This is a genomic window from Polaromonas jejuensis NBRC 106434 (assembly GCF_001598235.1).
GTDB classification, from domain to species: Bacteria; Pseudomonadota; Gammaproteobacteria; order Burkholderiales; family Burkholderiaceae_C; genus Polaromonas; species Polaromonas jejuensis.
The window spans coordinates 1-6186 of sequence record NZ_BCYO01000056.1 but is presented as its reverse complement, the minus strand read 5'-3'; the positions used below and the strand labels follow the sequence as shown (position 1 = coordinate 6186).

Genomic DNA, 6186 nt, shown 5'->3' with positions numbered 1-6186 from the left:
CCCTATGGAGGGTCGGCCGTGATTCCTGAAAATTTCGCAGAAGTGAGCCTAAGTCCTTGATTTAAAAAGAAATAGGCGGTTCCGCTAATCGCCAGTCAGAACTGGTCCTTTAGGGACTGCGTCACGGTGAATTTTGGAAAGATCGGCCTCCTCCCGATTTTGTTCATCAGGTCCCAATACATCGCCTTGGCCAGGTCGTCGTCGCAGCCTGGTGGGTATCGGTATCTGTAAAGAATCTCCTCCCCGGCTGGGAAGTGATGGGACCGCACGAACCCTTCCCTCAGGTAGCAGTGAATCGCCAAACGAATGTCATTGAGAAACTCGGCGATCGTGCTCGCGTGATACGCAAAGAAGTTATCGAAGAGCCACTCATAGATGCTGTCAAGTGAGCGGTAAGCGTCGTTTTCGGAGATGGGCACACCGCTCCGCTCGTAAATTCCAACGATCTTCCTTATATCGGCATGCAGTCGCGAGAAGTTGTGCTTCCCAATGTTGCCCGAAATCTTCAGAAGTTCGAACCTGCTGGCACGAACGTCCGCTTTGACGGATATCTCGCCCAACCACATGTCCTCAATCACAGCTTCGAAATCGAGCCAAACGATGAATCTGTGCACAGCATCGCTGAGTTCCGCAACGTCCTGCCCCAGCTGCGGCTGACCGCACAGCCGAAAGAAAAGTCAAATAGGGGCATCCCCGGGTTTTGATTGGGGAACGGACAAGAGGGTTGGCCGGGATGATCGGTGCACTTAAGTTCTGAGAGCTTGCCCATAGACTTTATCTGTGGCACTCACCATGCACCGGACACTCCGACATGGCTAAGTTTGATCTGGGTGACTTCCCCGAGGTCGTTTTGCATGTGCAGCTCAGGGAGAATCGGTTTTGGTGGCTTTCTGTACCAATGCAGGCAGATATTGACCAGATCAGCACTGGCGGGTTTTTGGAGGAATGACCTCCTGAGATCGACTGTCAGCTCAGGGTTGGGCACCAGGTAGAAGTCGCCTTCCTTATAAAGATGCTGGTGACTCGGGGCCATACCGCTCAGCCGTTTTTGGAACATACGTCCCGGTGCTGTAAATGGGTGACCAGAAGATACGCAAACGTCGGGAAATATTGGCGTCATGAAATCAATCACGTAACCATCACATTGAACCCAGGAATGAAACGCCGTATCTGAGCTTTGTGCTTGTCCTTCTGATACTGTCGCAAAAGACATGGCGTTTCGCTGTTTGCCGTCCACCAGATAGAAGGCTGCACCCGCAATCTGCATGGCGTCCTTTTTGTAGTACTCCCGAAGAATCGCCGCGCCCGCGATGCTGAAGAACATACAAGCATGGGTGGTGTGCGCATCGACGCTGTCCAGCACCGACTTGATAACACGGAAGATACGCAAATAGTCCGAAAGTGGAATGACTGGTTTTGGCTTCATTCGGTCCCTGTTGATTTGGGCGAGGGAAACTCCCCTCCATGTACCTCGGGCTTGAAAGCTGCAAGCATGCTCGCCAAAGGCGTGTCAGCAGGCGTTTTCACCCGCAGCCAGGCGCCCAAGGTGTCGCGCAAGCAAGGCTCGCACAAATCGACCTCAACCCGATTGCCGTCACCAAAAATCGAGTCATAGCCCGCGTCGAAACCGATCGACGTCATCTCAACGAAGCCAACCTCGCCACGTTCAGCCTCTTTACCGCACCGATCGCATCTGATCTGATGCACCACGCTCACGGTCTCAATGGTCCTGAGTTGCATCGAATTCTCCTTGCAAAATAGCTGCCCACATCATCCGTTATTTTGGGGCGGTACTTTAAGGTGTTCGCTTCGGCCGGCTTGCCTTGGCAATGCCAGGAGATCTGACCTTCACTTGGCGCGCCGGAGCCACTTTCGCCACAGGCAAGCTCTCCAGGCGCAGCCTCAAGCCATCCACGTCTCGCAGCAGCTGATCGCGCTGCCCCCGTAGCTCTGCCACACTGCCTTCGAGCTCGCCATTGCGCTGCCGAAGCGTTTCGGCCTGCTGCTGCTTTTCGGTCATTTGCTGGCGATGCAGTTCGGTCTGATCGACGAACATGCGACGTGCTTGCTCCAGCTCCTTTTGGTGTTTGGTCGAATTGACCCGTTCGCGGTCCACATCGAGCAGCATGCGCTTCGTTTCGGCCGCATGACGTTCCTCGGCCGCCGTGGCCGCCACGCGTTGCTGTTCAAGTTCATGGGTGAGGCGCTGCTGCGCAGCATTGAATCCTTCCTGAAGCTCCCGGCGCTGCGCCACACCGGCCTCCACCTGGCGCTGCAGGGCGGTGACCTCACCCTGGGCCCGAGCGAGATCAGCTTGAGTTTCGGCCAAGCGCTGCTGAATCGCTTGCAGTTCCTGCCGCGCCTCGCCCAATGCCTGCTCAGTCTCCTGCACTCGTGCGGTTGCGGCCTGGGCAATGGCTTCGGCGGCCAGCACTTGCGCGTGAGCTTCCTCGCGGAGTTGCACCAGCGCCTCCTGCGCCGCGGTTTGAGCGCGCTGCCACAGGACGCCGACCATCTCACCGGCCGCGTCGCGCAGCGGCGCCGGCAAATCGGGATGCTCGATACGGATGCGGCTTTTCTCGCGAAGTGTTTCCCAGAACCTGGTCAGCGCCTCCGCCGGCGCGCTCATGCTGCCCTTGCGCACCAGCTGGTACAGCTTGTTGGCGGTGGGCGTGATCCCGTGCCGGAAGAACAGCAGCACGCATACCTCGCGGTACAGCTCCTGGGTGTCTGGATACTGGGCACGCAGGGATTCAATTTCGGCCTGCAGGCGGGCTTCGGTGATAGCTGGAGTTTCCATCGTGGCGGCTTTCAGGTGGCTTTAAATAAATAATACAACGTAATACGTTGAGTTATTTTCTAAATTATCAAATCTATGGACATAATCCATCTAATGTCCATAATGGTTGCCAATGTATCCATTTCCACGTAGCTCGGCATGACGGCACTGGTCACCCTGGACCGGCTGGCGATTCCCGCCCATCTCGACGGCCGCCGCGGGCGCAATCGCGCCGCCTCGCCCGGGCAGCTGGCCGCCGCGGACGATCGCTCCGCTGTACTGGCCTGGCTGGCCCGTTATGTCGACTCGCCTGCTACGCTGGCCAGCTACCGCAAGGAGGCCGAACGGCTCATGTTGTGGTGTGGGCTGCAGCACGGCGTGGCACTGTCGGACCTCACCCATGAGGACTTGCTGGTCTACCAGCGCTTCCTGGTCGATCCGCAACCGGCCGAGCGTTGGCTCATGGCGCCAGGTCAAAAGCCGGGCCGGGATTCCCCGCTGTGGCGACCCTTCGCCGGCCCGCTGGGTGCATCCAGCCAGCGCCAGGCTCTGTCGATTCTCAATGCCATGCTGTCGTGGCTCGTGGAAGCGGGCTACCTGGCCGGCAATCCGCTGGCCTTGAGTCGGCGCAAGAAAAGGCTTGCCGCGCCCCGCGTAAGCCGCTTCCTGCCGATGGAGCACTGGGAGGCCGTCAAGAGCACCATTGAGGCTATGCCGGTGATAAGTGAACGCGACAGGCTCCATGCGTCGCGCTGCCGCTGGTTGTTCTCCTTGCTGTACATCGGCGGCTTGCGCGTTTCAGAGATTTGCGGGACAACCATGGGCGGCGTCTTCAGCCGGCGCAGCACCGACGCACGAGAACGTTGGTGGCTGGAGATTACGGGTAAAGGGGGCAAGACTCGCCTGGTGCCGGCCACTGGCGAGTTGATGGCCGAATTCATGCGCTACCGCAAGGCTCATGGCCTGAGCCCGCTGGCGCTAGAGGGGGATGGCATGCCGCTGGTGATACCTCTCATTGGACCTGCCAGGCCCATGGCACGCAGCGCTATCCACGAGATCGTCAAGGAGGTGGTCCGGGAAAGCGCGGCGCGTTTGCGGCGCCAGGGCCCCGAGTTCGAGTCCGCGGCGGCCCACCTCGAACAGGCGTCCACCCATTGGATGCGCCACACCGCCGGCAGCCACCTGAGCGAAAAGGCAGACCTGAAAGTGGTCCGAGACAACCTGGGCCATGCCAATATCAGCACCACCAGCATCTACCTTCATTCGGAGGACGATGCCCGACATGACGCGACTGCGGCCGTACACCGGGTTGGCTGGCGGACGCCGTAGCTTAGCTGGTCTCGGGTTAGCGCTGCAAAAATGGTAAGGCTTGCCCGCGTGGGGATGACTGCGCTGTCACTGCCATGCCGCACACCGGGTCTTTGAGATGGCCTGGCGCCGCCATTTGATCCGCCGATGCCTGCCCATGCGCCCCTGTTTCCTTTGTTTTCGATCTCGCTGCGCATGCTGGCAGTCATTAACCACCATTCCGGTAGAAGCTGACCACTTTGTCGGTTTCGGAGAAGAACGAACTTCCCCTTAGGGCCCCGTACCCGTCGGTGGCAATCGTTTTCGACTCGCTCCATAGCGGCCATTGCGACCCTGTCGTTTCCCATGCAAGCGACTGCTTCGGCGACAGGAAGGATTTCGCCGAGTCGATCGACGGCCGCCGGCCAGGAACGGACGTCCAAACCTAGGACAGAATTTGGGCAAGCGGTCATAGTATTGGCGTGCGGCTGCAAACTCACTTCTTTTTCGATGACATTTTCCCAAAATCCATCGACAAACCTTTTTTTTAAAAGCTCTTGTCATGCCAAACTCTTCTTTTCACTGCTCTGCCATCCGTGCCTTTTTTCGCCTGTCCGCAGTCGTCAGCGCGCTGTGCTTAGGCAGCATCGGTCAGGCCTGGGCGCATGCACATCCTGAAACCCAGTCTCCCGTCGCAGGTTCGGTCGTCAGTGCGCCGCAAGAGGTCCGCATCACGTACAACGAAGCGCTCGAACCGGCGTTCAGCAGTCTGGTCGTCATCGATGCTCGGGGCAAGCAGGTCAACAGCGCCAAAGCCGAGGTCGACGCCACCACTCACAAGACCATGCGATTAGCGCTACCAACCCTGCCAGCCGGCGCATATCAAGTGAAATGGGTCGCGGTCGCCGACGATGGTCACCGTACTAAGGGGAGCTATAAATTCACGGTGAAGTGATGGATCTGGTCGCCGGCTGGATGCAAGCGCTATTTGCGGCATTGCTGAATATGGCGCTGGCAGCGGCCGTCGGCGTCGCCGTGCTGCAAACTGCAGTGTCGTCGACAGCTACCTCAGTGCGACTCGTCGGCATGGCTCGCCGGGCTTGTGTACTGCTCGGCATCGGACTCGCAGCCTACCTGTGCGCCGGCACCGTTGCCATGACCGAAACCCTTATCACCGGCCTGCCCGCCGCACTCTGGCTGGTACTCACGCAGTCACATTTTGGCGCCATGATCTGGGTTGCGTTGACTGCCTGGATCATGCTGATGGTGGCGACTGTCAGCTCTGCATGGCAAATACGAGATGGCTTGTTCGGGGTTGGCCTGATTGGATTCGCGCTGGCACGGGCGGCGACCGGGCACGCGGCAGATCAGGGCTTCGTCAGCTTTTCCGTATTGATCCACACGGCACATGTGCTGGCAGCGACAGCCTGGGCTGGATCAGTCGGGATCTGCGTACTGCTGACGTCTGACTGGTCCCACTGGCAGCTGCAGCAGCGCAGTGCACTGGCACATCGCCTATCGGAAGTGGCAACGCTGGCGCTACTGGTGGTGGTCGGTAGCGGGCTGTTTAATGCGGCACGGACGCTTGGACATGCCAGCAATCCCTGGGGTTCTGCCTATGTCTGGATATTGCTGGCGAAACTTTGTGCCGTTGCGATTGCTGCCGGACTAGGGGCGCGAAATCGCTGGTATTGGTTAGCGCGGCTGGATCGTGATCAGGTGGTCGGTGCCAAGGGGTTTAGGCGGGTGTTGCTGGTTGAGGCGGGGGTGCTGCTGGTTGTGCTGGCATTGGCCGCCAAGTTGGGAACTACCATGCCCGCGTAGGATGACCAGTAGTAAATCCTTGCACGGGATAAAATTTTCGAATGTTCAACCGCCTAGAGCGTCAATTCACCATTTGGATCGCCGTTGCGGTCCTCTTGATGTCTGCGCTTGCGCCTGCGGTTTCCCATGCCATCGCGTCATGGGAAGGAACTTCCACGAGTTGGCAGCAAATCTGCACGGCTCAGGCCGACAAGTCTGAGCCAGCGACGGGCTCACCAGGCTCACCCGTGGACGATGAGATTGCAGCGCATTTTGATCACTGCCCTTATTGCGCGCTGGATCAATCCCCCTCGGCG

8 protein-coding genes are annotated in these 6186 nt (G+C 58.8%); 4 read left to right on the top strand and 4 right to left on the bottom strand.

From position 1 onward, the window contains the following. Positions 1-95 precede the first annotated feature (95 nt). From PJE01S_RS23880 to PJE01S_RS23865, 4 genes are all read right to left on the bottom strand, one after another. Complete coding sequence (locus PJE01S_RS23880) at positions 96-614, bottom strand: hypothetical protein (RefSeq protein WP_068836213.1); 519 nt, start codon at positions 612-614, stop codon at positions 96-98. 173 nt (positions 615-787) lie between these two features. Further along, the gene (locus PJE01S_RS23875) at positions 788-1426 is read right to left on the bottom strand and encodes a DUF2026 family protein (protein WP_068836212.1); all 639 of its coding nucleotides are present in this window, start codon (positions 1424-1426) and stop codon (positions 788-790) included. Next, entirely contained in the window at positions 1423-1740 is a 318-nt protein-coding gene (locus PJE01S_RS23870) for a hypothetical protein (RefSeq protein ID WP_218017561.1), read from the bottom strand. The genes PJE01S_RS23875 and PJE01S_RS23870 overlap by 4 nt, the downstream gene beginning before the upstream one ends. A 55-nt stretch (positions 1741-1795) precedes the next feature. Then, positions 1796-2701 carry a DNA-binding protein gene (locus PJE01S_RS23865; protein WP_169804428.1) on the bottom strand — a complete coding sequence of 302 codons (906 nt, stop codon included), beginning with the start codon at positions 2699-2701 and terminating at the stop codon, positions 1796-1798. A 237-nt stretch (positions 2702-2938) separates the two neighbouring features. Here PJE01S_RS23865 and PJE01S_RS23860 point away from each other — a divergent pair, with 237 nt between their 5' ends. The 4 genes from PJE01S_RS23860 to PJE01S_RS24895 all read left to right on the top strand — a co-directional run. Continuing rightward, positions 2939-4108, top strand: a complete 1170-nt coding sequence (locus PJE01S_RS23860; protein WP_068836210.1) for a tyrosine-type recombinase/integrase — start codon at positions 2939-2941, stop codon at positions 4106-4108. Between the two features lie 520 nt (positions 4109-4628). Further along, positions 4629-5021, top strand: a complete 393-nt coding sequence (gene copC, locus PJE01S_RS23855) for a copper homeostasis periplasmic binding protein CopC (RefSeq protein WP_068836209.1) — start codon at positions 4629-4631, stop codon at positions 5019-5021. Further along, the gene (locus PJE01S_RS23850) at positions 5021-5890 is read left to right on the top strand and encodes a CopD family protein (protein WP_068836208.1); all 870 of its coding nucleotides are present in this window, start codon (positions 5021-5023) and stop codon (positions 5888-5890) included. Before copC ends, PJE01S_RS23850 begins: the two co-directional genes overlap by 1 nt. A 41-nt stretch (positions 5891-5931) precedes the next feature. Beyond that, positions 5932-6186 (top strand): DUF2946 domain-containing protein (locus PJE01S_RS24895; protein WP_157090465.1); only part of this gene is annotated, 255 nt, incomplete at its 3' end.

Coding starts and splice junctions, on each gene's coding strand:
- PJE01S_RS23875 (WP_068836212.1), bottom strand. CDS start 1,426: ATGAAGCCAAAACCAGTCATTCCACTTTCGGACTATTTGCGTATCTTC.
- PJE01S_RS23870 (WP_218017561.1), bottom strand. CDS start 1,740: ATGCAACTCAGGACCATTGAGACCGTGAGCGTGGTGCATCAGATCAGA.
- PJE01S_RS23860 (WP_068836210.1), top strand. CDS start 2,939: ATGACGGCACTGGTCACCCTGGACCGGCTGGCGATTCCCGCCCATCTC.
- copC (WP_068836209.1), top strand. CDS start 4,629: ATGCCAAACTCTTCTTTTCACTGCTCTGCCATCCGTGCCTTTTTTCGC.
- PJE01S_RS23850 (WP_068836208.1), top strand. CDS start 5,021: ATGGATCTGGTCGCCGGCTGGATGCAAGCGCTATTTGCGGCATTGCTG.